Consider the following 25,316-nt stretch of genomic DNA (forward strand, 5'->3'; position numbering starts at 1 on the left):
AGTCGACCCCGCGTATGCGGGGATGCTCCGGTCCTCGAGTACCTCGACCGCCAGGACGACGAGTCGACCCCGCGTATGCGGGGATGCCCCGAGCAGGTCTATGAGCGACCAGCGTACCCATCAGTCGACCCCGCGTATGCGGGGATGCTCCGACAGTCGGCCGTGAGGGCGTCGAGCTGCACGAGTCGACCCCGCGCATGCGGGGATGCTCCGTTCATGCTCCAGGTCCCGATCCAGTTCGTGCGGTCGACCCCGCGCATGCGGGGGTGCTCCGTAGGACGCGGGGACGAACGGGCAGTCCTTTTCGGTCGACCCCGCGCATGCGGGGATGCTCCCGTGAACGTGCATTTCACCCCCTCGGGGCGTGAGTCGACCCCGCGCATGCGGGGGATGCTCCGACGCACGCGACTCCGCCAGCAACGACCAGGACGTCGACCCCGCGCATCCGGGGATGCTCCGCCGATCTGGAAGGCCAACCCGTCCGCGCGCCGCGTGGCGCCTGGCCGACCGTCTGCTCCGGGCCTCCGGCCCGGAGCAGATCCAGGCGATCGTCAATGAGTTCGGCGACTGGCACACGGAAGTCGAGAAACTCCTCAACAGGAATCGGGCAACGGGGGGCGACGCGCAGCTGCTGTCCACCCGGGTCACAGTCTGGTCCGGCGCCTTGCTGCACGGAGGACAACGCAGGTCGGTCATCAAGGCAGCCGATGACCTCCTGACCCGACTCGGCCTCGAACGCAACCCTGTCAACGTTCTGACCGACGCCACCACATCGAGCCGACTGGACGCCGCGAAGATCACTCGCGACGGAGACCGGGCCTTTCACGACACGCAGAAAGAAGGCCTGCCCGCCGCCATCCTGCGTCACCTGTGGGACGAGTTCCCCACCCAGCACGAGCTCCTGCGCAGGTGGGCCATCGGCATCGCCGCAGACCGGACCGTCCCGGAAGAGGACGCCCGACTGATCACCACCGCACTGTGGAAACTGGCGGCGCACCGCCACGACCGGGCCATCCTCGACGGACTGGCGAGTGACCTCAAGGGACCCCGGAGGGTCCTGGCCGTGGAAGCACTCACCAACGCAGCCGGGGATGCCGAGTTCGGCCGCTACGTCAGGGACCGCCTGCGCCAGTGGATGGACGCCAAGAACCCCTCCCCTCGGACGACAAGGTTGACCTCGTCATCGAGATCTGCGCAGGCAGCTGGGGAATCCAACAACCGGCCCTCGCACTGACACGGCTGGGCAAAGCCGCAGGCCACAAGCCATTCGGCTCCGCAACCGTCATCAACGCCTTCCAACAACTCGCGCTGCAACGACCAGACGATGTGCGCAAGGCCGTCGACCAATGGCTCACCGACGTTGAAAGCCGGCCCGCCGACGAGCCCCTGCGCCGCCAGACTCTCGGATCCTTCCTCGCCCTCGTCTCCAGCGACGAGGGAACAGACCTGATCCTGCACAACACACGAGACACCGAAGCCCGGCCGCGCATCATCCACGCTTGGCAGAAGCTGCTGTCCACCGACGACGCCGTGGACGCGGTCGTCACGCAACTGTCGCGACGGCATGAGCGATTCCAAGAGGACCCCGACCGCCGGGAAGCCGTGGTGGACGTCCTCGCAGACATCTTTGCCCCGCCCAGCCTCCGCCCCGGTCTCGACCGGCTCATGGTCACGGAGGAAGCAGCCATCCACCCCTTCTGGCGCGAGGTCCTGGTGCTGGCCGCCAACCGCTACCAAGCGTCCAAGGAGGCATCGACCCCTTGACGACCGACGGACCCGGCCCGTGGTGGAACCGCCGGCGCAGTCGGATCCGGGCCCAGTGGCCCACACGCCTGCCCGGCATCCGCTTCTGCGCCCGCGGCACCCTCACCTACCGGACACACGCCAACATCAAGGCCGCCGGAACAGCCACCGCCCGAGCCGCCGCACGACTCGCCCTGGACGAACTCGGCCGCGGCATCACCCAGAACCACATGCCCGAACAGCTCACCACCGCACAAGAAGACCTCACACTCGCCGCGGCGCACTGGCACACCCCCAAGGACACCCCAGGCCTCTGGCTGAAAGCACACATCACCCTGCTGCTCACCGAGCAAGACGCGGACCGGGCCCAGAGATACCAAGACGCCATACGAGAGGTGACACTCCAGCTCGCGCAGGAACACGAACGCCGAGAACGGTTCAGACAAGCGGTGTTCAACAGCCCGGACGCCACGCGTATCTGGTGGCTCGACCGCCACTTGGACGACCTGGAATCCCTCGACTGGGACCTCTTCAAGGAGAAGATCCTCCCCCTCGTCGGAGCGGCCGACGACATCCAGTCCAAGGCCGAACGCATAGCCCACACCCTCCTGTACGTCTGGGAGAAACTGGGCAGCGACCCAGGACAACACGCCCGTTTCACCACCACCGTCCGCACCGTCCTGGACCAGATGGGATGGAACGGCGCGCTCGCCTGGCCGGCGCCCGGCGAGCCGTCAGCGGCTGATGCGTCCGAGAGTGTCCGCGATGATGGCGCAGAGCCGCGCCCCGTCTCCGAGGCGGGCACAGTCCGATGAAGCTATCCGCCCTGCGCTGGCTGCTTGACCCGGCAACCAGCCTCCTGGCCCTGCGGCTTCGTGCTCAGGAAAGCGGCCGCATGTCCTACGACGCGGCCTGGCGGCTGGCCCGGGTGACCCGCCACCCCGACGAAATGGTGTACCGGCCACCACGGACATCTCGCCGAGGACTCCGGTGACGAAAGGTAGTGAGTGATCAATGATGGCCGTGGGGAGGGAGCGGTCGACGCGCGAGACTTGAGGGCGTGCGTGGAGGTGAAACTCGCTATCGGCTATGTCGATAATCGACCTGGGGGTGGCTTCTATTTCCAGATATTTTTGACTCCTAATCCGGAAAAGGTTGTTGCATGTCTTGGCGTTCGGCCTTCGAGGAGTGAATCCCGGGCAATTGATGCTATGCAATGAGTCTTGAACCTCGACTCTCTGGCGCTTCTGTTCAATACGAGCGCTAAACCCGGCAGTCCCCCCGGATTCGGTTCCGCGGGACTGCCGGATGTTTGGCGGCAGTAGTCGACGGAAACGTCAGCGGACGGATGCTGCACAGAGTGGTGGTTCGTCGCTGTCGTCGGACTGTGGGCTGGGCGGGGTCGCGGAGGGCGTTGCCGAGGAGGTCGATGGCGTCTCGTTGGAGGCGGACGTGGGCGTACACCGAGGCAGTGACGCCGATGGGGCGTGGCCGAGCAATTCCTTGATTACGACCAGGTTCACGCCCTGCTCCAGCAGGAGCCTGGCCCGACGGTGCAGGATGTCCGCTCGACGACCTCACCGCGAAGCATCCCAGCGTCACCAAGGTCTGGGCCGACGGCGGATACCAGAACAGTATCTTCAACCACGGCGCCCGGTTGGGCATCGATGTCGAGGTGGTTAAGGCCGCAACCAAAGGGTTCGAGCCGCCGCCGAAGCGGTGGGTGGTAGAGCGAAGTATCGGCTGGATCATGATGCACCGCCGACTCGGACGGTCAGCGCGTTCTGCACCCCCATACGCAGTGATCCAGCGCCCGCGCCCCCGAAGTGACGGCCTCCGCACTCCACTTCTCTAGCCAGCACCCCAAAGCCGTCCCCTCCAGCTCGCCGTCGAATATGGCTTCCAGGTCGAACTCGACATAGGCCGCGGTCGCGATGGACGACGAAGAGCGCGTGCCACTACGTATGAGGGCTGGAGCCCAGGTCTGGCTGCCACCTGGCCGAGTGCCGGGTGATTCCCTTGGCGGCGATCCATCAGATTGCGACCCGACTGTCTTCACTTGGCCCAGCTCTGCGGACACAGTCAACAAGTCAAGCGTTGAGACTCTCAACTGTCCTGCGCTGCATCCTCATGGGAGACGCAGGAACTCCCGAGCGCCGCGCAAGGAGGTCCGCAAGGATCGTTGGGTCGCCTGACTGTCGAGGCGCACGTCGAGGGGGCCGAGAACCTTGCTTTCGGCTCGCAGGCCCTTGGGGAGAGTGGAAGCGTCGAGACCATCGCGCCGTGCGATGAGGACTCCGAGTTCGTGTCGGCTCAGGGCATCGGATCCCGCGGCGTGATGAATTCCCGCCGTGTCGCTCAGCGCCAACTCCAGCAGGGCGGCGGCCAAGTCGGAGACGTGTACTGGGCACCGGATGTCGTCGGTGAACAGGGATCCGTGGAATGTGCCCGCGGCGAGTTGGTGGACCAGCCGCTCGTGTACAGAACGCCCGTGACCGATGATGAGCGATGTGCGGACGACGGCGGCCTTCGGGTGCACGGCGAGAACGCCGGTCTCCGCGGCGGCTTTGGCTGCTCCGTACGGGGTGATGGGGTCCGGGAGGCACGACTCGTTGTAGTGGACTTTGCCGGCTCCGGAGAACACTGCGTCGGTGGACACGTGAACCAGGCGCGTTCCATGCTTGGCGGCTGCTAGAGCGAGTTGGAGCGGGCCTAGTGCTGTGACCGCCCACTTAGCCCCGCCGCTCGATGCGTTGATGACGACGCTCGGGTTCACTTCGGACATGACCGTGTCCAGACTTCCCAGGTCGCGCAGATCGAGATGACACCACGTGGCCGGGGCAGCGTCACTCGGCTTGGTCGTGTACGTCGCGACTGTCGTGTGCCCCGCCGTTCTCGCTTGCCGGACCAGTTCGGACCCCAGGAAGCCGGATCCGCCAACGATCAGAATGGTCATGCGCGTAACCGTAACCGCGTGGGTCGCACGACGGCGGCGGTCACCCGCTGTTGTTCGGTGACCGCCGATGATGCCCGGGCGGGCGGCTATCGACTATGTGTGCGGTTGCCAGACGTAGCGGACGTCGGGCTCGCGCTCATCGTTGCCCTGACCGTCGGTACGCCCGGCCTCGGTGAAGCCGTGTCGCTGGTAGAAGCGCCGGGCCGGTCCGTTGACCTGGAACGTCCACAGCGACAGGCCGTCCGGCTGCTGCTGCTTGGCCAGGGACATGAACCGGTCGCCGAGGCCCCGTCCCCGCCATTCCGGTTCGAGGTAGAGCTGCTTCAACTCCTCACCCTTCAGGACCAGGAGCCCCACCACCCTGTGCCCGGTAACGGCAACCCAGGTCTCGTACTGCGGCACGAGCACGCGGGCGAACCAGTCCCGTACGTCGGGTTCGTCGTGGGCGCAGCGCACAGTCGGCAGTGCAGAGGCGTAGGAGCGCAGCCACACATCGGCTGCGGCGCGTGCGTCGGCGTCGCGGGCACGGCGGAGAACAAGCTCGTCGGTGGTCATGGCGTAAGCCGCTTCTACTTGCCCGGACGGCCGAGCTGGTGGACGGTCCAGCCGGCGGAGCGCCAAGGGTCGGGATCGAGGGTGGTGCGGCAGTCGACGAGCAGGGCCGTGGCCGGGCGGTCCACCAGGGCGTGGGGGTCGGCCTGCCGGTACTCGGGCCACTCGGTGGCCAGGACGATGAGGTCCGCGCCGTCGAGGGAGGCAGCCAGGTCGTCGGAGTAGTCCAGCTCCGGGTTGCGGACCATTGCCGTGGGCACGGCCTGCGGGTCGTGGACGATGACGGCAGCTCCGGCCTGCTGGAGGGCCTGGGACAGGGCGAGGGCCGGGGACTCGCGGACGTCGTTGGTACCGGGCTTGAACGCGGCACCCCACACGGTGATCCGGGCGCCTTTGATGGGGCGCTTGCCAAGGGCGCGTGTGATGAGTGCGCAGGCGACGGCCGTGCGGTTCTCGTTGATCTCCTCGGCGGCGCGCAGGAGGGTCGCGGCCTGTGCGGCGCCGAGCTGCCGGGCGGATGCGGTGAAGGCGCGGACGTCTTTGGGGAGGCAGCCGCCGCCGTAGCCGATGCCGGGCCTCATGCCCTCGGCGCCGATCCGGGGGTCGATGCCGAGGATGTCCACGATCTGGGAGATGTCGCCGTCCGCGGCTTCGCACATGTCGGCGACGGCGTTGATGTAGCTGATCTTCAAACCGAGAAAGGTATTCGCGGCGCCTTTGGCCAGCTCGGCGGTCTGCGGGTCGGTGACATAGATCGGCACGCCCGCGTCGACGATGCCCGCGTATACCGCGCGGATCGCTTTCTCGCCCTCTGTGGTGGAGACGCCGGCGATGAGCCGGTCCGGGCGGAGGGTGTCCTCGACGGCGTGGCCTTCGCGTAAGAACTCTGGGTTCCATACGATGTCGACCTGGTCGCCCGCGGGAGCCAGACGCTGCGCGAGGGCGGTGATCTGGGTGGTGGTGCCGACGGTGACGGTGGACTTCCCGACGATGGTGCAGGCGCGGTCGAGGTGGGGGGCGAGCTGACGGATTGCGCCGAAGACCTGTGCGGTGTCGTAGGAACAGCCGTCAGCGTCGATGGGGGTGCCGACAGCGATGAAGTGGAGCTCTGCAAAGTCGGCGGCCTCGCGGATGTCGGTGGTGAAGCGCAGACGTCCGCTCTGGGTGTGGCGGGCGAGCAGTTCCGGCAGACCGATCTCGTAGATGGGGCATTCACCGGCGTTGAGTCGATCGACCTTGGCCTGGTCGACGTCCACGCCGATGACGTCGTGGCCGAGCTCGGCCATAGCCGCAGCGTGCGGGATGCCGAGGTGACCGCAGCCGATCACGGAAACACGCATTGCAGGTCGTCCTTGTCTGGTCGGGAGCTACACGACTTTGGTGTGCCTCTGGGCGCTTTCGCTTGGCGAGGAGGGCCCAAGTCGGGCGGGTCGTAAGGGGCGTTGGCACGCTCAAGTCGCAGGTATGAGTTCGGTCGGGTGACCGGACGGGCGCACGGCAGATGGGTCAGACGGCGGATTCCAGCGCGCTGGTCAGGCCCGTGATCAGGAACTCGATGTCGTCGTCCGTCGACGTCAGCGGGGGCGCGACGACGAGTCCTTCGCTCGTGGGCTCCCCGGCGCCGGTAAACGGATAGAAGAAGATGCCTCGTGCCTCCGCGGCCTTCATCACGGGCCAGAGCTTCCCCGGGGCGACCTCGACCCCGTAGAGGAAGCCCCGCCCGCGGACGTCTTGCACCGGTCCGACGCCATTCAGTGACGTCATGGCCTCCCCGAGGCGTTCGCCGCGTCCTGCGAAGGCGGGAAAATCCATTGCCTCCAGCTCGTCGAGGACGCCCAGGCACGCGGCCGCCATGAGGGGATGGGTGGCCATGGTGCCCATGGCGGGCAGCGGGTCGGCGTCCTCGTGCCGGATCCACCGTGCCACGGCGGGTGACACCAGCACCGCGCCGACGCTCGTGTATCCGGCGCCAAGCCCTTTGGAGAGGATCACGATGTCGGGCTCGCAGCCGTCCCAGTGGCGGCTGGCGAGCGGGGTTCCGGTGCGCCACATGCCGGTGAGCACCTCGTCGTGGATTACGAGGACGTCCCGCTCCTGGCAGATTTCCGAGACCCGCCGAAGGTAGCCGTCGGGCGGCACGAAGGCACCGCCCGTGGTCCCGTTGATGGGCTCGATCAGCACTGCGGCGACGTTCTCGATACCGCGGCGGTCGATCTCCTTCGCGATCTCGTCGGCGCACGAGGCGTTGCAGTCGCGGTCCTTGTGGGGGTGCGTCGGCGGGTAGGGTGCGGGGAATCCGGGGCCGAGGCCGAGCGCGTCCTGTGGTCGTGGCCTTCGGGCGTGGTTGCCGGCCAGGGCCAGGGTCAGTGCCGACATCCCGTGGTAGCTCAGCGTCGAGGTCAGGATGTCCCGGCGCTGCTTCCCGTTGCGCACCCTGGTGATGTTCCGCGCCAGGCCCACTGCCACTTCGACGCCGAGCGTCCCGCAGGTGGTCAGCGCTACGGAGTCGTGGGGGCGGCCGACGGCGCGGCATAGACGCTCCATCAGTTCCATCTGAGTGTGGGGCTGGACGACGGCGGCGCCGCCGAAGGAGTAGCGGCAGAACTGCTTCTCGATCCGGGCTTGGACCTTGGTGCTGCTCTGCCCCACGTTGGCGCACAGCAGGCCGCTCGAGCCATCGAAGATCCGGGTTCCGCCCTCAAGGTGGAGCCATGGGCCCTGTGTTCCCACAACCTCGAAGTCCGGCAAAGGTCTGGACGATGTCAGCAGCCGCTCACGGTTCTGCACGTATGAATCCACTCCGGGGAGTCCTTTTCTCGGGTGTGTTCACCGGGGAGGGGGCCGCGCACGGCGCTCGTGCGCGGTCCGGGGAACCGTGCCGTTCAGGCGGCCGCCTGGGCGACAGGGGTGTTCACGCCGAGCTGGCGGCACAGTTCCATGAGCGTGGGGATTGCTTCGGCCTTCACGATCACGTCACCGTCCTGCGGACCTTCCAGCGGGTAGGGCATGTACTCGCCGAACTCCTCCAGACCCTCGGTGTCAATGAAGAAGACCCTCATCCCGCGCTCGCGGGCCCGCTTCTCTACCGACCGCCGGTCGGCGTGCAGGCCGACGACCAGCAGAGCCTTCGCTTCGGGGTGGAAGGGCACGGGAGGGATCTTCTGGTCGTAGCGGCGCACAAAGCACTCTTCGAGTCCAGCCCGCGCGGCGAGCAGGTCAAAGTTGTGCTGGAGCACGGGGCCGACGAAGTGACCGGCGTCGTGCAGGGCCTTGAGCGCGTGGTGCGCGGCCGTCGGTTCGGCGAGGAAGCTGACGCGAAACATCGTGACCAGCTCCTCCGCCTTCACCGTGGCGTCGAGCAGCATCTCCCGCACGAGCGTGTCCTTCTGCGGGCTCAGCACGAATGGGTGCGTTTGCTTCATGACGTTGTCGGTCCGCTCGGTGACCCGATACGCCTGGTGCAGGAAGTGCAGCGGCGGAACACCGGCCTCGACGCTCGTGCCGCAGCCGATCTCGACCTGGAACGGAAGGTGCTTGGCCAACGCGCTCAGGTCGTCGGCATAGGTCGGGTTGCCGCGCTCGTCCCGGATGCGGATGCCGCCCGCCAGGACGTTCCACGGCATCTGTCGCACGTTCCGTGTCACCGCGAAGTCCTCAGAGACGAACACGACGTCGAGCGAGCAGAGCCCGGCCGGCGTCAACCGCGAGGCTCGCTCGTCCTGTGGGTGCGTGTCGTACGGCGTGATGGTGACCCGCAGGTCGCCCTTCGACCACATGGTGCCGTCGACCTGCCGCCAGCCGCCCGCGGCAAGCCAGGAAGCGATGTTGTCGCGGTACTCGCCGATCTCAACTTTCGGCGCGAGGACCGACGTGTACAGGTATAAGTCCGCGAGAACGAGCCGCGGTACTGGGAACGTGTAGTCGAGGTCATACCGGTAGCGGTAGTGCACGACGCGGCGGCGGCCCTGCTCGTTTTCGGACCAGCCGGACTGGACGGCATTTGCCGGGTCCTGCGTCCGGCGCCAAATACCCTCCTCGATTGCCCGGGGCCGTTCGTGTCCGGCGCTGGCGAAGTGCTTCTCCCAGGTGGCCACCTGGGTGTCGTCGAGCTGTTCGATCACGGGATAGGGAAAGAACATCTCGTCCTCCTAGTGAGCGGCGTGTGAGTAGCACGTGTTTCCTGTCCGGGCCCAACTGCCATTCCGCTGCAGCGTGGAGCGGCTGCTGCATGCGCGGTCGCGTGGTCGTGCTCGGATGGTTGAAGGTGGAGCATCGAGCGACTTCTTGCGGGGCCCGGCTCCGGCCCGGCGCGACGGTCCTGCCGGAGATCACGCGCCGTTCTGGATGCCGGAGCCGGGAGTTCAGGGGGCCTTGACCAGGTCGTGCAGGTCGACGACGGAGTAGTCACGGATCTCGCGTACGAGTTGTGAGGCTAGGAGCCAGGGCAGCATGGGCGAGGAGAACGGTAGGGGCGTGTCATCGGCGGCGAGTGCCCGAATGCCGTTGCTGCTCCACTGGTACGGGGTGCCGATGACGCCGTACAACGGTGCACGCTCCACGAGGAGCGCCAGGTGGCCGTTGCGAAGGTGCGGGCACTGCGCGACCGCGAGGACCGCGTGCTGCACACAGAACGGCGGCTGCGCGGTCAGGATCGGCTCATTCGGCGTCGGCTGCGGACTTTCCAGAAACAGGTGCGCGTCGGCGACCTTGGCCGGGCCGACGCACGCCTGGCAGCGCAGTTTCATCATGGTCTCGCGCTGCCTGGAGGGGTGGACCATGCGCCACTTCGGCCGGCCCACCGGCATGCGGTCGGGGCCGATGTGCTGGGAGCAGCGGCCCCACAGTTCACCGCGTGTGCCGCGGTCCTGCGGGGTCTCGTTCCAGTAGCCGAGCCTCGATCGGCCGCGTTCGGTGAACGAGGCTCGCAGAGCGGACTGGAGCTCGCCCTCTTCGCCTTCCCGGGCGGTGATGTACGGCACGAGTCTGGTTGAGGTCTCACTCATCCCGCGACTCCCCGCCCCTCATCAGGCAGCCGACTGCGGGTCGCCTTTGACGAGATGCGCGTCCTCCCAATCGGGGGACCCGCGGTGGACCTTCGGGCTGGTGATTGCACATGGACGATTCCTCAGGTCAGATTTGGGGCCCTGCACCCAGTGCCGGTCGCTCGCGGGGGTGGGAGCGGCGGGCCTGGGTGCAGGGCGGCTGGTGGGCCGTGCCGGGCGCCGGTGTGGGCGCGGCGCGGGGCACGGCCAATTCCGGGGGTCAGGCTGCAAGGAGGTCGAGCAGGCCGAGGGTGGTCAGGGCGACGTGGCGCAGGTGCACGAGGGCGTCGTGCGAATCCTCGGGCGGCTGTGCGTCCCGCAGTTCGATGGCCCGTGCGAACGTCGGCTGTTGGCCGTGGGTGCGGCGGACGGCGGGCAGCAGATCGGCGAGGGCGCGCCGCAGCCGGGCAGTGAGATCGGCCATGCGGGTTTCGTCGAGGTCCGAGTACGGGCTGAGAACGTCTTCAAGGTCGTCATACACGTTCTCGTTGACGAGGGAGAGGCGCAGCGAGTCGAGGACACGCTGCATGGTGGCGGTGCCTGCGTCGAACGTGCGGCACGGATCAAGGGTAGGGGTGCTCATGCCGGCACCGGGCCGACCGTCATGCGTGCGCGGACGACTTTCCCGTCCCCGTCGTCGGTGAGGAACCACGAAAGATCACAGCCGAGCCGGGCCACCTGCCACAATCCACGGCCACATTCACCGGCGGCAGCCGCCGCGAAGTCGGGGAACTGGGGCAACGGGTCGGAGACATCAATCAGCAACTCGTCGGCTTCCGTGACGGCAAGCCGCAGACCGATGCACCTGCGGTCGCCCAGAGGGCCGGGGTTCGCGTGCACCACAGCGTTGGCCGTCAGCAGGCCGGCCACCACGACAGCCGCCTCCTGGTTGCCGCGCCAGCGCGCCATGGTCAGCCGCGTCCGGCCATGTAATCGAGCCAGCTGCGGCGCGTTGGGCTGCGCCTCGAACTTCCGAGACCAGTCGAACGTAACGGCCGCGGCAGCGTGTGGGCTGCGCACTGTCTCAGGCGATGCGGTTCTCGATTGCACGACTCACCCCGGTAGCCGGTCCGTCGGAAGCCGTCGACCCTGGCGGGCTGACTGACGCTTATACAACTCCTGACGCTCTGGCGGAGGCAGGAAAAAGGGCGGCGCTCTTGGTCGCAGGCGACCGGAAAAACTTGGAGCAGCGAGCGTCCCAACCGGGTAACCCCAGGCATGGTTCGGCGGCTACCGTGAGTGCATGGAGCAGAATTTTCGGCTCAAGGATGCGATGGTCCAGGCGGGTTACACGCAGGCCGAGTTAGTCGAGGCGCTGAACCAGTCGCTGATCGCTGCTGGCCACTGTGGGACGGTCAGCGACCGAACGGTGCGCTATTGGCTGACCGGAAAATCTGCGTGGCCTCAACAGCGACAGCGGGACGCGCTGGAGGCAGTATTCGGGTGTCCAGCCTTTGAACTTGGCTTTGTTCCTCCGGAGGGCAGCTTGCTTCGCCGCACGTTCCTCGCCTCCACCACGATGGCCGGGGCCTCACTTTCGCAGTCGACAACCCGCAGTACCGGCCGTATCGGGACGGGCGACGTTGCTGGCTTGCGCGCCAGCTTGGAGAGCCTGACCGGACTCGACGACAAGCGCGGCGGGCATGCAGAACTTGAGCGTGCAGCCTTGGCCGGTGCCGCCGACTGCCTGGGCATGCAGGACCGCGCCAGCTCGCAGCGGATCCGGCAACGGCTGCTCGGCCTTGCCTCCGACTTCACAGCAACGGCCGCATGGTCAAACGTCGATGTGCGTCAACTCGACCGCGCCCATGGGCAGCTCAAGGAAGCGCTCTATCTGGCGCGGATGGCCAACGACAGCGCTACAGAAATGCGGGTGTGGAACTCGCTCGCCATGCTCGCCCACCAGCGGAAGGAACATGGCCAGGCAATCGACGCCGGCTACGCGGCACAGGCCACCAGCGTCACCCGACGCGACCGGCTTTTCGCCTCCCTCGCCCACGCCCGCACAGCGGTCGGGCACGCCAACCGAGGAGATCGACAGCCCGCGCTGAAATCTCTCGGCTTCGCGGAGGACCTGCTCAGCAAGGCAGACCCGCACGCGGTCAGGCCGTCTTGGATCGCGTTCTACGGCCCGGCTGAGCTGTACGCGCTGGGCGCGATCGTCCGCGATCGCCTCGGCTATGCAGCAGAGGCGGAAGCAGCTTCCTACCGGGCCTTGGCCGCGCTGCCCGACCAGTTCCGCCGCAACAGGGCGCTCGCCACCACGCGGCTCGCCCTGGCACAGCTGCACCAGGGCGATGCTGAGCAGGCCTGCAGTACAGCGGCAGAGGTGTTCGATCTCATGGCGGATGCGCCCCTGCCCGGCCGGATGAGGTCGCTGATCGGCGACTTCTACCGCGACCTTCTCACCCTCGCGCCAGATGCTGCAGTTGCACGAGAGTGGGGCGACCGATACCGCGATCACTGGAGCCGACGATGACTGTCGACCTACGCACGTACGGCCATGAGGACTTGAGCGAGATCCGCCAGACGCTCATCGACGTGCACGCCGAGGCCTACGCCGATCAGATGCACGATCCGTTCCACCAGCGGTTCCCTTGGTTCGTGGATCACTGGGGAGGCAACAGCGGGTTCGCCTGCATCATCGCCTGGGACGGCAACGAAGCCGCTGGCTTCGCCTACGGTGCTCCTTCTCCCCCGGGGAGGGAGTGGTGGCGAGAGCACGTCAGCAACGAGCCTGAGGACCCCTCCACGTTCTCTCTCTCGGAACTGATGGTGCGGCGGCCATGGCGCAAGACCGGGGTGTCAGACCAGCTGCACAGAGCCCTGCTCGGCAGCCGGGACGAAGCCCTGGCCGTTCTCTTGGTGGACACTGATCACCCTCGGGTGCAGTCGCTCTACGAGTCATGGCAGTACCAGAAGGTCGGCGAGCGACAGCCCTTCCCGGACTCCCCGACTTACGCTGTGATGCTTCGGCGTATAGCAGTGGCCGACAGTAAGGTGTCGTCCTCGGGCGGATGACGGTCCCAGCTACTGGACGCGAGTGCTTCTGGCGGCTTGGCGGTGGTGCCGGCTCGGCCCGTACGAGAAGTCGGCGGGCGTGCAGTGAGGCGCGTCTGGTGGCGCGTCTTCTGGGCAGGTCCGACCTGCTTCGCGCGGATGCGGGGCGCACTGGTGATACCTAGCGCTGGCCCGTGTGTGCTTCTGCGGACGGGCTGGTCAGGGCCTGCGCAATGGTCTGCTCGGTGCGCGGTTCCATGGATATGTCGTACGACTGCGTGATCTCTTGGACCGTGGCGGCGGCTTTGAGGGCGCCGGCGGTGTTGCCTGCTGTCTGTTCGATGTGTATCCAGTCGCGGTACAGAACCTCGGCTGTTTCGTCGATGTCGAGGCCGCGTAGGACGACGTGTCGTGCCGCGTCGAGGTCCGGGTTCGGCCGGTGCGTGTGCCAGGTGGCGAGGGTATGGGTGACGTCGACGATGCGGGAGACGATCTCCTGTTGCACGGGACCGGCCCAGGGGAGGTCCTCGCCGTCGAAGGGTTTACTGCGTATCAGGGCGAGTGCGTCTTCCAGGAGAGGGATGCCGGCGGCCGGGCCGGCTGCGAGTCCGCGGGTGGCCAGGTGCTGGAAGTGGTCCCAGTCCGAGCGCACTGCGGGGTGGAAGGTGTATCCGGGCTTGGGCCGGGGCAGGCAGGGCGATCCGTCTGGCGCTGTACCGAATCGTGATCGGATCTCCGAGAGGCGATTGCGCAGGGTTGGTATCGACCAGGGGGTGACGGGGTCCATGGCCGCGCAGAGGGCCTGTGGGGTTCGTCCCGGTCGCAGGTGGATGAGTGCGGCCAGGGCCGCGACTTTCGGTCCGTGCCCGGAGCCCGTGGATCCTGTGACCGTCAGCGGACCCAGGATGTTGATCTGGGCAGTTGCCGGTTCCTGTTCCCACTTGTCGTCCCGGCTTCCGGGGACGGCATCCAGAACAACTGGGTCGGTCCCCGATGCAGGCTCGGGTGCGCCCGCCGGCTGCGCCTCATCACTATCGGTGGCCGGGCTCTTGACCAGGTTGATCTGGGAGGGGCCGAGGGATGCGAGGAACGTGGGATACGGCGTGCTGTCGTCCTCATCCGAGTCGTGGCTTTTGAGGATCAGCGGGGAGGGCCGGCCTTGTTCTGCGGTGTCGTGTTCTTCAGCCAGCTGCCATGCCCCGGTTGCGGGGGCGGCCGGCTCGTCCGCGACTTCCAGGGCGTGGAGGTACTGCCGGTAGTGCTCGTCGGTGAGCCGCTGCACCTGCACCGGGTGTTCATCGAGTTGCGCAAGCCGTACCTGCGCATCGGGGCGTACGTCGATGAGTTCGGCGTCGGGGAAAGCCTGCAGCGTTGCGGGGCCGGAGGGAAGAACGACCGCCACAGAGAGGTCCCGGGGGGTAGCGATCGCGTCGGCGAACTGCCAGACCTGCTCAGGCTCGATGTCGCCGGCGCAGAGGAGGATCCAGGGCAACGGCGGCAGTGCTCCGTCCCGGTCCTTGTTCTGGTGGACCTCGACGAGGATCTCGCCCAGGTCCGCGGTGACCGCGGGCAGATGCGGCATGGCGCGGATGCGACCCTTGGGCAGCAGGGTTGCCAGGCGGGTGCCGAGGCCGACTGTGAGGATTTCGGTCTGGTCGCTCCAGATGCTGGTGCCGGCCTCCAGCGTCAGCGCGCGGGCGACGGCGACGACATCGTCCGTGTCACCGTCGAGGAGGATGGTGCGCTGGTGGAGCAGGTTGGTGAGGAGCAGCTCACCGGTCTCGGTGGAGCCGAGGGTGACCAGGCCCGGGTAGGGGGCCGGTTCGGCCCGCGCGGTGTCGCGTTCGAGGAGCGGGCTGTCTGGATCGAGGCGCCACATGCCCGCCTGTGTCCCGAGGGTGAAGGGTGCCAGCGGTTCGAGACCCGGGTCGTCCACGATCAGGTGCACGCTGGTGTGACCGACGCGGGCGCCTCGGACGGCGGGCAGTTCTCGTCCGATGGCGGCAGCACGGTGGGCGAGGGTCCGCAGCACGATGTCCAGCCGGTCGATCGATGCCGGTTCCCCGGTGGCGGTGAGAAGCTGCTCCGCTTCGGTCGGGTCCTCGTCGATGGCGATCGTTTCGCCTGCCCTGCGGCGGCGCTGCTGAAGGATCCGCTTCACGGCGAGGGCGCCGGCCAGGGATGCAGCCAGCAGGGCGCCGATACCGGCGATGAGTGCGACATGGCGGGGTGTGCCGGCTTCTGCGGTCCCGTCGAGCTCGCCCGCCGGGGCGCTGCTGGGCGAGGGCGGCTTGGTGCGCTGGGGGACCGAGGGCGACGTTCCGGGTTGTGCTGACGGCGTTCTGGCCCGGCTGGGAGCAGGGGCATTCGGCTGGGTCGGCTGCGGTGTTGGCGGCGGCGGGCTCGTCGGCGCACCGGTCGGGGCTGGAGCGGCTGGAGCGTCCTCATGATCGGGCGTTGGGTCGGCGGGCTTGACGGGCGGGCTGGCGGGTTCGGGCGGAGTGGCCGGGCCGGTGGCGTCGGCTGGGGGCAGATCGAGACGCTGGCCGGGGTGGATGACGTCGGGGTCGGTGATCGCGTCGCGGTTGGCCTGGTAGAGCTCGGGCCATCGGTCGCCGTCCCCGAGTTCCTCCTGGGCGATCGTGGACAGGTAGTCGCCGTCTTCAACGACGTAGGTGCCGCTGTTCTGATGCTCGGCAGTGCCTTGAGTGGTCGGCTGAGGGGGAGCCTCGGCCGTGCGGGGATCGGCGGGCAGGTGCAGGGTCCAGCCGGGCTGGATGGGGGAGCCGGCGGTGAAGACCCGTCCGTCGGTCATGGTGCGGCCTTCGTTGAGGGCGACGATTTTCGTGAATAGCGCGCCGTCACCGAGCTGTTCCTCGGCGATCTGCCACAGACTCTGTGCCGGGCGGGTGTCCTTCACGACGTACTCGCGCAGGTTCGTGGCCGTCGCTTTGGGCACCTTGTGGTCCCGGGCCGTGTTCTGTGAGCCGCCTGGTCCTGGGGTGTGGTGGGTATCGGCCAGGTGCTCGAGGGTTGGGGCGGCCGGGGGTGTCGCTGGGGTGGCTATCGCGGTTCCGGTGGGCAGCAGGAGGAGGATCCCGCCGACCAGAGTGGTGGCGGCCCGCTGTCCCAGTTGTAGGCCGGGGAGGCGCGGGGCGGTGCGGCCGCGGAGCTGGGCGGGGATCTCGACCAGGAGGGAGAGAGTGAAGCTGGCCCAGTTGATCCAGCCCACCGCCGTGAGCGCGAGGATGAACGCGCCCGTGGTGTCCTGCTGGGAGAAGAGGTGGGTCAGATCGTCGAGGCCTGCGGGCAGGGCGGCCCCGGTGGCTTCCCACAGCAGCCACGGCATGCCGCCCAGCAGCCCGAGGAGCAGCAGCAGGGAGCCCAGGGCCCGCGATATGCCGGCGAGGGGCCCGGTGCGGTGGGCGGGGGAGTGCGAGGCGGGCGGGCGCATTTACGGGCCTTCCTCGGGAGTGGTGATGCCGGCAAGCACAGCGGCCTGGCCGTGCCCGGTCACAGGGAGGGTCGAGACGCCGACCAGGGTGAGGAACTTGGTGTCGTAGCTGTCCTGGACGTCGACCTGGAGCCGGGTGCCGCCATCGGTGACACGGACTGATCCGCTCACCCCGGCGCGAGCGAGGTAGGCGCGAACGGCACTGGCCGCGGCCGCGGGGTCGACGGTGACCTTGTTTCCGGGAATCGCCTGCTGCGGGTCGATGGCCTGCGCGCCGGCGCGGGCGGCTTCCATCGCCACGGTGTCGGCGCGTTCTGAGGCGCGGAGTTTGCCGGTGCCGTCGACGACGAGGAGCCCGCCGAGGGCCAGCAGCTGGACGGTGACGATCGCCGCGAACACCGAGATGCCGCCCCGGTCCCGCGCCGACCAGCGCCGGTAGCGGACCCGACCGTCGAAAGGGGAGTGGTTCATCAGGTCAGCTCCTCTCGCGGTAGGCATCGACGACCGAGGTGAAGCTGGATGTCACGGTGCGCGTGCCAGGGCCGACGTGTCCCAGGAAGAACAGGTCACCGAGGGGCACGGTGCACGAGACGGTCACGGTGACGCTGGCGACCTGCCCCACCGGAGCGGCGACGCCTGCCGTGTCCGCTCGCACGCTTGTTGCCGTGCACGGCTGCCCCTGACCTGTCAGGGAGTCGGCGGCCGCCGACTGCGCCGCGGCCTGCGCAGTGCCCGCGGTGCGTTCCAGAGAGGCGGCGCGGGCGGCGTGTTCGGCGGCCGAGTCGGCGCTCTGTCCGGCCAGGGCGATCCGGGCCGCCGCGAGGAACAGCAGGGCCAGGCTGAGGAGCAGCGGCACCACGATGACCACCTCGATGGGCGAGTTCCCCCGGTCGCCGCCCCTGTCCCGTGCCGGCCATCGCCACGCTGCCATGCCGGTCACCCTCCCTGCGGCGGGACCCACCGCTCGACGGCGCCGGACGCGTCGGCCGAAACGTGCCAGTTCTCCACCCCGGGGATCAGTGACAATGCGGTCCCCGACACCCGGAGACGGACCTGCTCCGCGGTGCTGCCCGTCGTCGACACGTGCCGGTTGGTGAGGTTGTCGCCGGCGAGACGTTCCAGGGCGCTGCGTGCCTGCCGTGCACCGTCCTCAGGGGTGGACCCGTAGGCGCGGCCTGCCTGCACGCCCTCGCGTGCGGCGGTCTGCGCGATGCTGCGGGCGTAGCCCCACAGGGCGGCCTGCACCAGGCCGATGACGACGAGCAGCAGCAGCGGGTAGACGATTGCGGCCTGGATCGCGGCGTCTCCTCGGTCGCCGAACCGGCGCCCGGGCTGCGCCTGCAGCGGGTGTCTCATTCGCCGGTGATTTTCCCGGCGTACTTGCCGTACAGCACCGCCAGGGCGCCGGCGATGACGAGGGCGCCGGCAATCGACGCCATGATGATGATGACGGTGGAGATCGGCCCATCACCGCGGTCACAGGCCTCGTCGGCTTCCTGCCGGATGACATCCAGACGCTCGCGGGCGGCCCTGGTGACGATGGCGAGGCTGACGGCGGCTTTCGTGGTGGCGTCGCGGATGGTCTTCACTGCGGGGTCTCCCGTTCGCAGACCGCACCCTGGGAAGGGCGGGTCAGAGGATCAACATGTTCAGGACGGCGGGGAAGGCGATGGCGAACATGACGATCGCGGCGAGCAGCGCGCCCGGGGCGCTCATCTTTTCGCTGTCGGTGTTCGCTTCGGCGGCTTGAATGGCGAGGAGTTCGCTGTTCAGGCTCTTCGCGCGGGCGCGCAGAGTGTCGTAGACGGCGGCTCCGTCCTTCGAGGACAGACGCATGATGTCGGCGACGTCGCACAGGATCGGCAGGTTGAGCTGCCGCCCGAGGTCGTCGAGGGCATCCCACGGCGACGACTTGTCCGTCCTGGCCCGCAGCAGTGCCTCCTGGATACGGGTGAACGACCAGCCGCGTCCGATGCGGGCCGCCTCTTCGAGGGCCTGGGAGGCGCCGACGTTGGACGCCATCCGCAGGGCGACCAGTTCCAGGTAGGCGGCAGCGGCGTGCGCGAACTCTGCCCGGGCACGGGTGGCTTGGTCGCGGACCTGCCAGTCGGGCACGAACCACAGCCCGGCAGCTGCCGCGAGGCCGGCGACAGCCGGGACGAGGAGGGACACTCCCAGGCCCATGAGCGCCCATGCGCTCGACACGACGACCGGCAGGAGGAGGCCTGCCAGGGCGAGGCCAGTCTTGGTGAGCAGGAACTGTTCCGGGCTCTGTCCGATGAGCCGTAGGTCGGTGCGCGGGATGCGTCCTGGGGCCCGGTCAACGAGCCAGCCTCCCCATACGGATTCCCGCCCGGATGCGCTCGTCCCGTCGCCATGGCCTGGTTCCGTCGCCGGAGGGTTCAGCCGGCGCAGTGCGGGCCCGAGTTTCGGCGCCGCCGGAGCCATCTCCCGCACCAGCAAGGACAGTCCGGCACCGACAGCGCTGCCGCACACCACCAGCATCGTCGCGGCACTCACGATGACCCTCCTTCGATTGGAGCGGGCTGCTTCACCCGGCTGCGGGGGTCGTTGACCAGGAACCGGGGCACGGGTTTGTGGCCGGCCAGGGACCGCATCCACACCAGGACTGCGGTGAACGCCGCGGCGAGGAGCGCCAGCGTCAGCTGGCCGATCAGGGTGCCGTAGGGGGCGGTGTAGTCGGGGACAGCGAAGCCGGCGAGCACGATGCCGAGGCTGATGAGCGTCATCCAGCGGACCGCGGTGCGGGGCTTGGCCCGGTCGGCTTCGATCTGCCGCCGCTTGGCGACCTCCTCGCGTACCGATGCGGCGAGGTCGTCGAGGGCCTGCGCGAGACCGGGGCCTGCGTCGACCGCACACAGCGCGAGCGCGGCGCACACCTTGTCGCCGGTCACGTCGTCGAGGCGGCCGGCGAAGTCTTCGAGTGCCTCGCGCGGATGCCAGCCGGCCTGCAGCTTCTCCGCGAGCTCGATGACCTCCTCGCGCAGCGCACCGGGCGGATTCTTCCGCGAGGAGATCAAGGCCTGTTGCAGACCGAACCCGAGCCGCAGCACGTCAGAGAGCCGTCCGGTCCATTCGCTCAAGGCCTCCAGCTTGGCAATGCGGACCGAGGCCGACGCGGTCGGCGTCAGCAGCCACGGAACACCCGCCAAGGCGGCACCCAGCAGCAGCGCAGCGACGAACACCCCGGTGACCGCCCACACCCCGGCCGCCACGACGACCGCGCCCACCATCAGGAGGCGGCGGTGTGCTGCCCGTTCACGCCCGGCCGGGCCGCCGGACCAGCGGGCCCGCCAGCGGGCGACCGCAGTCGACTGCTTCGGCGTGGTGGTGCCGGCCAGAGCCGCCACGAGCATGAATGCGCCGGCGACCAGCATGGCGGCGCAGGCGCTCCACCACAGGCCGCCCATCATGCGGGCGCCTGACGCCATGTGCCCGCCCAATGCAGCAGGTTCGCATCGAACCCGGCCCGCTCCAGGCGGGCCAGCATCGCGGGGGAGGGCGGGGTGCGCGGAACAGCGTGCGTCGCACCCCATGCCGAAGCGGGGCCGAAGACTTCGTTATAGGCCGGGCGGCCGCCCTCGCCGACACCGGTGATCTCCCACACGTGGGACACATAGCGCTGCTTCCGCCCGCGGCTTTCATGGACGGACAGGAACACGATGACGTGCAGACCGTTCGCGATCTGCCGGTAGGCGAGCTGTTCGCTGAAGTTGCCCTGCGCCAGCAGGTACAGCTCGGCGATCCGGTCGAACACGACCCGCGGCTGCGAGGCGTGCATCGTGCACAGGTTCCCGCCACGGCCGTTGGTCAACGCCCCCATCAGGGCGGTGATCTCCGGACCGCGGACCTCGCCGACCACGATGCGGGTCAGCGACATCCGCAGCGCCCGCTGCAGCAGCTCCAGCAGCGTGATCTCGCCGGCGGCGCGGCCATCGACGCGTTCACCGTTGGACTCCCGCGCCTCCATCGGCACCACCTGCTGGTGGAAGCCGTTCTTGTGCGCCCACAGCTCGAACTCGGTCTCCAGCGTGCCGAACCGCTCGGCGGCGGGGATCTCTTTCAGCAGTGCCCGCAGCAGGGACGTCTTGCCGGAGTTCTGCTCGCCGACGACCATGACATTCCGCTCGGCCCGTACGCACGCCGACAGGAACTCCCGCACCGCGGGGGTGACCGTGCCCAGACGCTCCATCTGGGCAAGGTCCGCGTCCTTGATCCGGTGGCGGCGGATCGTCACATACGTGCGTTCTCCGGTCACCTCGCACAGGGCCTGCAGACGCGACCCGTCCGCCAGCCGCAACGCGACCATGGGGCTGCCGGTGGACAGGGTCCGCTCGCCCTGGCCGCTGTTGCGCGCCAGATCACGCACCAGCTCCTTGAGCTCCTCATCCGAGTCCGCGACCGCAGGGGCCTGCACCAGGCGCTCGTCGCCGAAGTCGAGGAACACCTGGTCGTGCCCGTTGATGAGGATGTTCTCCACCCGGTCGTCGTCCAAGTGGCGCTGCAACCGGCCGGCCCGGAACAGCATGTCGAACACCAAGCCTGCAAGCGCCTGCTCCTCGCCGCGCGGCACCAGCCTGCCGGCCTGCGTGGCATCCGCCCACACCGACACCGCCTCGTTGATCAGAGCGCGGGCCCGCTGCTCCCGCGCCGCTACGTCGGCCAGCGCCGGTGTCGTCCTGCGTTCCGCAAGCAGCTGCTCGCCCACCCGCCGCTTGATCGCGGCCGCGGCCCGTGTGTTGACCTGAACCTGCGGCATCGACTGCGCCTGCAGAGGGGAGTTCGCCTGCGGACCACCCGTCGCCCCCGACCTCGGGTGCGGCCCTCGTCCTCGGTGCTGGGGTCCCTGCGGCTTCTGTGGCTGTGGAAATACCGGTTCAGCGTGCATGCCCGCTCACCCCCCGCCGGTCATGGAGAGGCGCGGCGATACGTACCCGCTGTTCGGCGACATGCCGCTGGATTCCGTCCACCGCGGTCCGCGCGGCGCGCATCAACTCACAGCCTGCGAACCGGCGATCCTCGGGTGCTCCGTCCGAGAGAACCGCAGCTTCCTTCGGCCGGTACGGCAGGGTCGCGATGACCGGGATACTCAGCTCTGCCGAAACCTCCTGCTGCCCGTACGGTCCTTCGGTGATCAACAGCGCGGCCAGGCCTTTCACACCGGAGCCGGCCCCGCTGGAGCTGTCGAGAGCGGTGCGGAGCATGCTGACACGGGCTTTCGCCGCGTGCACGCCGCGCAGGGTGCCGCGGACGACCATCAGGACGGCTTCGGCGCGCGCGGCCAGCACTCCGCTGGCACCGGAGGCGCCGCTGCGGCCGAGGTCGATGAGGACATCGTGCCGGTGCTGTTCGATACCCGTGAACAGGTCGGCCAACTGCCCCCAGACGGGGGAGAGGCTGGATGCCTGGCGAGGGTCGGTCAGTCCCGGCAGCAGCAGCCGGTTCCGCTCCGCCCCCGGCCGGCTGTCCACGGCGATCAGCTGGGTCCAGAAGCAGGCCACGAGCTCCTGCCCCTGCCGCCGGGAGGAGACGGCAAGATTCCGCAGGCCACGGTCTGCCGGCACCCGGCCCTCCAGTGCCCCCGACAAGACGGCTCCGCCGTCGGGGTCGCACTCCGCCAGCAGGATCCGCCATCCTTCCTCCAGCGGCCAGGTCCGCAGCAGTGCCAGCGCCGTGGCGGTCACGCCGGGGGAGCCGGGCACTCCGGCCAGTGCGATGACCGCCATCAGGACGTCCCTCCCGGCTCAACCACCAGCGCGATGCGTCCCGTTGCGGCCTGCGCCGCCAGCCCGGGACCCTGCGCCTGGGGGACCGCCACATCGACCACCAGATCCCCGGTCGCCTGCTGCGGCTCCCCGACGCGCACCACCCGGGCCGTTACCGCGGTCGGCTCCATCGCCGCGGCGCCGCCACCGGTATCCGGTCCCTGGTCTGCGGAGCCGTCGGCCGGTGTGTACACCACGAGCACCCGGTCTCCCGCCGACAGCCGTGTCGACGGCAGCCGGTCGGGCTTCAGCCCGATACCGACCAGCTGCTCCCCGTCCTGCACCAACGACCGGTCGGTGACCTGGCCGCGGGACAGCAGGGCGCCGGGCACCAGGGCGACCGCAGCCCGTTTCCCCACCACCGTGTTCCGCTCGCCGGCGGGGAACGGCTTGAGGGCCGGATCGAGGGACACCGATGCGTCGGTGAGGTCCGACTCCTTGATGACGTCACCCGCGGCCACGCTCTGCGTGACGGCGAGAACGGGCGTGCGTTCGCCGGTCTTCTGCCAGGCCAGGAACCCGCCCGCGCCGCCCGCCGCAATCAGGGCCGCGGCCAGCACAGCCATCCCCGGCCGGCGCCGACGCGCACGGAAAGACACCGCTGCCGTTGCCCCTTGGCGGGGGGCGGGCGTGCCGGGCTCGCCCTGCTGCTGGGCCGGGGACACGGTGGGGGAGGCGGGGGCCGTCTTGCTCACAGCGATGGTCCTTCCTGATCTAGCGGCCGACGGCCTGCAGCTCGCGGACCGGGACCTGCATCTGCGTGGACCGGGTCTCGGTCAACTGGCCCCCGGCCCCGCCGTTCACGGTCCAGTCGATGCGCCAGGTAGAGGTGGCGGAGACGGTGAACCGCTCCCGGACCCGGTTGGCGGAAGTGCGGGCGTAGACGTGACCGCAGTCCGGAGCCGGCCGCGTCCCCGTTCGGTAGGCCGTGCTCGGGCCTCACGGTCGGCTCGTGACCGAGGGTGCCGCGGATGACGGTGCCGTGCTTGCGCATGTGCGCCAGGTCGGCCTCGAAAAGGCTCAGCGCATTCAGCACCGCGTACTTCTTCGACTGCGTGCCTGCGGGGTTCGCCTTGCGATAGGCCTTCATCTGCTCGGCCCACATGGCCTCGTACGTCTTGCGCACCATCACCTTCTGCGGCATCTGCGGATCCACGGTCGGCTCCGACATCAGCGACAGAGAAGGCGAAGCGGACGAAGACTGCGAACCCGACGCGTCGGGTGCAGCGGCGCCGTCACCACTGCACCCCGACACGACCAGGAGCACGCCCAGCCCAACAGGCGCGCCCCCCACGCGGTGTCGTCCACGCAGCGCTGCATGTCGCTCTCGCTGGACTGTTGGTGACACAGTGCCTCCCCAAGGGCGTGTGCCGAGCCGGCACTCCCCTTGGCTCACTGAGCCAGGGGCAGCCCAAGGCGCGGCCTGGTCGATGTGATCACCGTAGGGACGCGACGTGCATCGCGGTATTGCAAACCTGCACAGGAGAAGGCACAGCAACCTGCATACCTGCACAGTCGCGGGGCGGGGCGCCGATGGGTCCAGAGTGTTACCGACCGAAGCGATGACCGCCAGGACACGCGCCCGCGAGCGGAATCGGTGGCGGTGCTCCACTCACCGGTCGCGAAGTGCGTGCAGCGTCGGAAGGACGATGCTGGCTTGCACGAATGCAGAACTGGCCACGTAGAAACTCGTGGCCGATTTTGATTGTCGGGGACACGCAGATGGGCTTACGCTGCCGAGGCCGATCTGATCTTCACAGGTTCGGCGCTTTCCTGATGGGTCTGGGGAGGCCCTCGGGTTGGGGAGGGTGTGCCTGTGCGTGCTCTGAGGGTCAGACGCTCGGCGATCATTCCACGGATCCGGATCGACCCGGTTGCGCTTTTGGCGGCGCCGCGCATGGTCAAACGAACTGCCGACTTCTTCGGTGCCAGGAGGAAATACCTATGGTCATTGGGTGCCCTGTAATTGGCCAGATTGTTTTCCGGTGTACCGTAAGTGCGGCTGCGATAGCTCTGGCAAGTGGCATGTTGGGTTGCGCCGCTCTTGAGGATACTCCCGACAGATTTCCCGAAGATCGGACAGTTGAAAAGACCTCACTAGTTCGGGAGTGGGTGGCGGGGTCGGCCACGCTAAGTTTGGGAAGTGATTCAAAATTTGACACTGTCGCTCTAAATTCAACCTATTATGATTGCCCTTCGGGAGAGGCTGGCGTAAATGACAAGAGTGGAAGTGGGACATGGAAGGCAGTCGATTCGGGTAGTGCAACTGAGGTCTATCTGAATTTCAATAACGGCTGCTATACGAAATTTTGGGTAGGGGAAGCTGATGGGAAAGTTGTTCTGTGGAATTTCTTCGAGGAGCGCTCTGGGGATGCGCTTTTGAAGCTCGAATGATCCGCAATGATTGGCTGGGGCATCGGTAACCGCTGATCGCTCGCCGCGGCACCGGGCACGGTCCGGGCTGGGCGCCAAACGCTGGGTCGTGGAGCGCGCGTTCGCACACCTGCACTAGTTCCGCTCACCGGCGGGGAACGGCTTGAGGGCCGGATCGAGGGACACGGAGGTGTCGGTGAGGTCCGACTCCTTGACGATGTCGCCCGCGTTCACGCTCTGTGCGACGGCGAGAACGGGCGTGCGCTCGCCGGTCTTCTGCCAGGTGAGGAACCCGCCGGCGCCGCCTGCCGCAATGAGGGCGGCGGCCAGCACAGCCATCCCGGGACGGCGCCGACACGCACGGAACGACACCAGCAGCTGTGTGGTGGGTGGGCGTACCGGGCTCACGT

Annotated in this window: 25 protein-coding genes, 1 pseudogene and 1 CRISPR repeat array (1 of these 27 cut by a window edge); of the genes and pseudogenes, 5 read left to right on the plus strand and 21 right to left on the minus strand. The window is 68.4% G+C overall.

What is annotated here, in order from left to right:
- Nucleotides 1-336: direct repeats of the CRISPR family, unit length 29 nt; unit sequence GTCGACCCCGCGCATGCGGGGATGCTCCG; it begins 60 nt to the left of the window's first position.
- Nucleotides 337-364: 28 nt separating this feature from the next.
- From ACQPWZ_RS36250 to ACQPWZ_RS36260, 3 genes are all read left to right on the plus strand, one after another.
- The gene (locus ACQPWZ_RS36250; protein WP_433573684.1) at nucleotides 365-1,234 is read left to right on the plus strand and encodes a hypothetical protein; all 870 of its coding nucleotides are present in this window, start codon (nucleotides 365-367) and stop codon (nucleotides 1,232-1,234) included.
- A 92-nt stretch (nucleotides 1,235-1,326) separates the two neighbouring features.
- Nucleotides 1,327-1,764 carry a hypothetical protein gene (locus ACQPWZ_RS36255; protein ID WP_433573685.1) on the plus strand — a complete coding sequence of 146 codons (438 nt, stop codon included), beginning with the start codon at nucleotides 1,327-1,329 and terminating at the stop codon, nucleotides 1,762-1,764.
- The gene (locus ACQPWZ_RS36260; RefSeq protein ID WP_433573686.1) at nucleotides 1,761-2,558 is read left to right on the plus strand and encodes a hypothetical protein; all 798 of its coding nucleotides are present in this window, start codon (nucleotides 1,761-1,763) and stop codon (nucleotides 2,556-2,558) included. Before ACQPWZ_RS36255 ends, ACQPWZ_RS36260 begins: the two co-directional genes overlap by 4 nt.
- A gap of 565 nt (nucleotides 2,559-3,123) precedes the next feature.
- Here ACQPWZ_RS36260 and ACQPWZ_RS36265 read toward each other — a convergent pair.
- From ACQPWZ_RS36265 to ACQPWZ_RS36305, 9 genes and pseudogenes are all read right to left on the minus strand, one after another.
- Nucleotides 3,124-3,308: pseudogene (locus ACQPWZ_RS36265) on the minus strand (site-specific integrase); the annotation flags it as partial.
- Nucleotides 3,309-3,871: 563 nt separating this feature from the next.
- Nucleotides 3,872-4,699, minus strand: coding sequence for an SDR family oxidoreductase (locus tag ACQPWZ_RS36270; protein WP_433573687.1), 828 nt, complete (start codon nucleotides 4,697-4,699; stop codon nucleotides 3,872-3,874).
- Nucleotides 4,700-4,792: 93 nt separating this feature from the next.
- The gene (locus tag ACQPWZ_RS36275; protein ID WP_433573688.1) at nucleotides 4,793-5,254 is read right to left on the minus strand and encodes an N-acetyltransferase family protein; all 462 of its coding nucleotides are present in this window, start codon (nucleotides 5,252-5,254) and stop codon (nucleotides 4,793-4,795) included.
- Nucleotides 5,255-5,268: 14 nt separating this feature from the next.
- Entirely contained in the window at nucleotides 5,269-6,591 is a 1,323-nt protein-coding gene (locus ACQPWZ_RS36280; RefSeq protein WP_433573689.1) for a UDP-glucose dehydrogenase family protein, read from the minus strand.
- A 166-nt stretch (nucleotides 6,592-6,757) separates the two neighbouring features.
- Complete coding sequence (locus ACQPWZ_RS36285; RefSeq protein ID WP_433573690.1) at nucleotides 6,758-8,050, minus strand: aspartate aminotransferase family protein; 1,293 nt, start codon at nucleotides 8,048-8,050, stop codon at nucleotides 6,758-6,760.
- An 83-nt stretch (nucleotides 8,051-8,133) separates the two neighbouring features.
- Nucleotides 8,134-9,390 carry a hypothetical protein gene (locus ACQPWZ_RS36290; RefSeq protein WP_433573691.1) on the minus strand — a complete coding sequence of 419 codons (1,257 nt, stop codon included), beginning with the start codon at nucleotides 9,388-9,390 and terminating at the stop codon, nucleotides 8,134-8,136.
- Nucleotides 9,391-9,612: 222 nt separating this feature from the next.
- Entirely contained in the window at nucleotides 9,613-10,254 is a 642-nt protein-coding gene (locus tag ACQPWZ_RS36295) for a hypothetical protein (protein WP_433573692.1), read from the minus strand.
- Nucleotides 10,255-10,513: 259 nt separating this feature from the next.
- Nucleotides 10,514-10,876 carry a DUF6415 family natural product biosynthesis protein gene (locus ACQPWZ_RS36300; RefSeq protein ID WP_433573693.1) on the minus strand — a complete coding sequence of 121 codons (363 nt, stop codon included), beginning with the start codon at nucleotides 10,874-10,876 and terminating at the stop codon, nucleotides 10,514-10,516.
- Nucleotides 10,873-11,202 carry a hypothetical protein gene (locus ACQPWZ_RS36305; RefSeq protein ID WP_433573694.1) on the minus strand — a complete coding sequence of 110 codons (330 nt, stop codon included), beginning with the start codon at nucleotides 11,200-11,202 and terminating at the stop codon, nucleotides 10,873-10,875. The genes ACQPWZ_RS36300 and ACQPWZ_RS36305 overlap by 4 nt, the downstream gene beginning before the upstream one ends.
- 334 nt (nucleotides 11,203-11,536) lie before the next feature.
- Here ACQPWZ_RS36305 and ACQPWZ_RS36310 point away from each other — a divergent pair, with 334 nt between their 5' ends.
- A complete protein-coding gene (locus ACQPWZ_RS36310; RefSeq protein ID WP_433573695.1) occupies nucleotides 11,537-12,772 on the plus strand; it encodes an XRE family transcriptional regulator in 1,236 nt (411 codons plus the stop codon).
- Nucleotides 12,769-13,314: a GNAT family N-acetyltransferase gene (locus tag ACQPWZ_RS36315; protein ID WP_365939226.1), complete on the plus strand. Its 546-nt coding sequence runs from the start codon at nucleotides 12,769-12,771 to the stop codon at nucleotides 13,312-13,314. Before ACQPWZ_RS36310 ends, ACQPWZ_RS36315 begins: the two co-directional genes overlap by 4 nt.
- Before the next feature lie 160 nt (nucleotides 13,315-13,474).
- Here ACQPWZ_RS36315 and ACQPWZ_RS36320 read toward each other — a convergent pair whose 3' ends face one another.
- The 12 genes from ACQPWZ_RS36320 to ACQPWZ_RS36375 all read right to left on the minus strand — a co-directional run bounded on the left by ACQPWZ_RS36320 (nucleotide 13,475) and on the right by ACQPWZ_RS36375 (nucleotide 25,245).
- Nucleotides 13,475-16,747, minus strand: coding sequence for a LysM peptidoglycan-binding domain-containing protein (locus ACQPWZ_RS36320; RefSeq protein ID WP_433573696.1), 3,273 nt, complete (start codon nucleotides 16,745-16,747; stop codon nucleotides 13,475-13,477).
- Nucleotides 16,748-17,218 carry a hypothetical protein gene (locus ACQPWZ_RS36325; protein ID WP_433573697.1) on the minus strand — a complete coding sequence of 157 codons (471 nt, stop codon included), beginning with the start codon at nucleotides 17,216-17,218 and terminating at the stop codon, nucleotides 16,748-16,750.
- A gap of 4 nt (nucleotides 17,219-17,222) precedes the next feature.
- Nucleotides 17,223-17,678 carry a TadE/TadG family type IV pilus assembly protein gene (locus tag ACQPWZ_RS36330; RefSeq protein ID WP_433573698.1) on the minus strand — a complete coding sequence of 152 codons (456 nt, stop codon included), beginning with the start codon at nucleotides 17,676-17,678 and terminating at the stop codon, nucleotides 17,223-17,225.
- 5 nt (nucleotides 17,679-17,683) lie between these two features.
- Nucleotides 17,684-18,103 (minus strand): TadE/TadG family type IV pilus assembly protein, encoded by a 420-nt coding sequence (locus tag ACQPWZ_RS36335; protein ID WP_433573699.1) that lies wholly within the window; start codon nucleotides 18,101-18,103, stop codon nucleotides 17,684-17,686.
- Nucleotides 18,100-18,336 (minus strand): hypothetical protein, encoded by a 237-nt coding sequence (locus ACQPWZ_RS36340; protein WP_433573700.1) that lies wholly within the window; start codon nucleotides 18,334-18,336, stop codon nucleotides 18,100-18,102. The genes ACQPWZ_RS36335 and ACQPWZ_RS36340 overlap by 4 nt, the downstream gene beginning before the upstream one ends.
- A gap of 43 nt (nucleotides 18,337-18,379) precedes the next feature.
- Nucleotides 18,380-19,267 (minus strand): hypothetical protein, encoded by an 888-nt coding sequence (locus ACQPWZ_RS36345; protein WP_433573701.1) that lies wholly within the window; start codon nucleotides 19,265-19,267, stop codon nucleotides 18,380-18,382.
- Entirely contained in the window at nucleotides 19,264-20,199 is a 936-nt protein-coding gene (locus ACQPWZ_RS36350; RefSeq protein ID WP_433573702.1) for a type II secretion system F family protein, read from the minus strand. Before ACQPWZ_RS36350 ends, ACQPWZ_RS36345 begins: the two co-directional genes overlap by 4 nt.
- On the minus strand, nucleotides 20,178-21,527 hold the full coding sequence (locus ACQPWZ_RS36355) for a CpaF family protein (protein WP_433573703.1): 1,350 nt from the start codon (nucleotides 21,525-21,527) through the stop codon (nucleotides 20,178-20,180). The genes ACQPWZ_RS36350 and ACQPWZ_RS36355 overlap by 22 nt, the downstream gene beginning before the upstream one ends.
- 118 nt (nucleotides 21,528-21,645) lie before the next feature.
- A complete protein-coding gene (locus ACQPWZ_RS36360) occupies nucleotides 21,646-22,494 on the minus strand; it encodes a hypothetical protein (protein ID WP_433573704.1) in 849 nt (282 codons plus the stop codon).
- Nucleotides 22,494-23,228 carry an SAF domain-containing protein gene (locus ACQPWZ_RS36365; RefSeq protein WP_433573705.1) on the minus strand — a complete coding sequence of 245 codons (735 nt, stop codon included), beginning with the start codon at nucleotides 23,226-23,228 and terminating at the stop codon, nucleotides 22,494-22,496. Before ACQPWZ_RS36365 ends, ACQPWZ_RS36360 begins: the two co-directional genes overlap by 1 nt.
- Nucleotides 23,225-23,704, minus strand: coding sequence for a hypothetical protein (locus ACQPWZ_RS36370; protein ID WP_433573706.1), 480 nt, complete (start codon nucleotides 23,702-23,704; stop codon nucleotides 23,225-23,227). The genes ACQPWZ_RS36365 and ACQPWZ_RS36370 overlap by 4 nt, the downstream gene beginning before the upstream one ends.
- 1,337 nt (nucleotides 23,705-25,041) lie before the next feature.
- Nucleotides 25,042-25,245, minus strand: a complete 204-nt coding sequence (locus ACQPWZ_RS36375; RefSeq protein ID WP_433573707.1) for a hypothetical protein — start codon at nucleotides 25,243-25,245, stop codon at nucleotides 25,042-25,044.
- Nucleotides 25,246-25,316: the final 71 nt, after the last annotated feature.

This window comes from Streptomyces sp. CA-251247 (assembly GCF_050952975.1).
In the GTDB taxonomy this organism is placed as follows: Bacteria; Actinomycetota; Actinomycetes; order Streptomycetales; family Streptomycetaceae; genus Streptomyces; species Streptomyces achmelvichensis.

Excerpts from the sequence above, each read along its gene's own strand:
- ACQPWZ_RS36310 (WP_433573695.1), top strand. The coding sequence starts at position 11,537 with ATGGAGCAGAATTTTCGGCTCAAGGATGCGATGGTCCAGGCGGGTTAC.
- ACQPWZ_RS36330 (WP_433573698.1), bottom strand. The coding sequence starts at position 17,678 with ATGGCAGCGTGGCGATGGCCGGCACGGGACAGGGGCGGCGACCGGGGG.
- ACQPWZ_RS36355 (WP_433573703.1), bottom strand. The coding sequence starts at position 21,527 with ATGCCGCAGGTTCAGGTCAACACACGGGCCGCGGCCGCGATCAAGCGG.
- ACQPWZ_RS36350 (WP_433573702.1), bottom strand. The coding sequence starts at position 20,199 with ATGGCGTCAGGCGCCCGCATGATGGGCGGCCTGTGGTGGAGCGCCTGC.
- ACQPWZ_RS36275 (WP_433573688.1), bottom strand. The coding sequence starts at position 5,254 with ATGACCACCGACGAGCTTGTTCTCCGCCGTGCCCGCGACGCCGACGCA.
- ACQPWZ_RS36315 (WP_365939226.1), top strand. The coding sequence starts at position 12,769 with ATGACTGTCGACCTACGCACGTACGGCCATGAGGACTTGAGCGAGATC.
- ACQPWZ_RS36325 (WP_433573697.1), bottom strand. The coding sequence starts at position 17,218 with ATGAACCACTCCCCTTTCGACGGTCGGGTCCGCTACCGGCGCTGGTCG.
- ACQPWZ_RS36335 (WP_433573699.1), bottom strand. The coding sequence starts at position 18,103 with ATGAGACACCCGCTGCAGGCGCAGCCCGGGCGCCGGTTCGGCGACCGA.
- ACQPWZ_RS36270 (WP_433573687.1), bottom strand. The coding sequence starts at position 4,699 with ATGACCATTCTGATCGTTGGCGGATCCGGCTTCCTGGGGTCCGAACTG.
- ACQPWZ_RS36320 (WP_433573696.1), bottom strand. The coding sequence starts at position 16,747 with ATGCGCCCGCCCGCCTCGCACTCCCCCGCCCACCGCACCGGGCCCCTC.
- ACQPWZ_RS36295 (WP_433573692.1), bottom strand. The coding sequence starts at position 10,254 with ATGAGTGAGACCTCAACCAGACTCGTGCCGTACATCACCGCCCGGGAA.
- ACQPWZ_RS36300 (WP_433573693.1), bottom strand. The coding sequence starts at position 10,876 with ATGAGCACCCCTACCCTTGATCCGTGCCGCACGTTCGACGCAGGCACC.
- ACQPWZ_RS36375 (WP_433573707.1), bottom strand. The coding sequence starts at position 25,245 with ATGGCTGTGCTGGCCGCCGCCCTCATTGCGGCAGGCGGCGCCGGCGGG.
- ACQPWZ_RS36290 (WP_433573691.1), bottom strand. The coding sequence starts at position 9,390 with ATGTTCTTTCCCTATCCCGTGATCGAACAGCTCGACGACACCCAGGTG.
- ACQPWZ_RS36305 (WP_433573694.1), bottom strand. The coding sequence starts at position 11,202 with ATGGCGCGCTGGCGCGGCAACCAGGAGGCGGCTGTCGTGGTGGCCGGC.
- ACQPWZ_RS36280 (WP_433573689.1), bottom strand. The coding sequence starts at position 6,591 with ATGCGTGTTTCCGTGATCGGCTGCGGTCACCTCGGCATCCCGCACGCT.
- ACQPWZ_RS36370 (WP_433573706.1), bottom strand. The coding sequence starts at position 23,704 with ATGTCGGAGCCGACCGTGGATCCGCAGATGCCGCAGAAGGTGATGGTG.
- ACQPWZ_RS36360 (WP_433573704.1), bottom strand. The coding sequence starts at position 22,494 with ATGGCGGTCATCGCACTGGCCGGAGTGCCCGGCTCCCCCGGCGTGACC.